Below are 355 nucleotides of genomic sequence, written 5' to 3'. Positions count from 1 at the left end.
GCCACCGACATCGGATGCATGGAGGAAGGCCCAGCCCCAGGCGACGATCTCCCCGTCAATAAACCAGGGTTCCAGCACCTGTAAATCCGGCAGGTGCGTTGCCAGACCGCGCGAACGCCAGGGATCGTTAGTGAGGATCACATCCCCCGGCTGCACCTCGCCCACCGCCTGCATCGTGGTCAGCAGATTCAGCCCGACAAAACCGGACACGCCGATGCCGCGCGGATAGGCGAAGAACTTGCCGTGCCGATCGGCCACCGCGCAGCAGAAATCCGCCGTCTCTTTCACATACAGCGTGCGCCCGGTACGTTGCAGGATGTGGCACATCTCTTCCGTCAGCGCCGTCAGTTTATGG

Annotated in this window: 1 protein-coding gene; it reads right to left on the bottom strand. The window is 62.5% G+C overall.

The features are described from left to right. Positions 1-355 (bottom strand): hydantoinase B/oxoprolinase family protein (locus tag WH277_RS01610; protein ID WP_339503994.1); only part of this gene is annotated, 355 nt, incomplete at both ends.

Source organism: Erwinia sp. MYb416 (assembly GCF_037479575.1).
In the GTDB taxonomy this organism is placed as follows: Bacteria; Pseudomonadota; Gammaproteobacteria; order Enterobacterales; family Enterobacteriaceae; genus Erwinia; species Erwinia rhapontici.
This window is presented reverse-complemented; position numbering and strand designations above follow the sequence as displayed.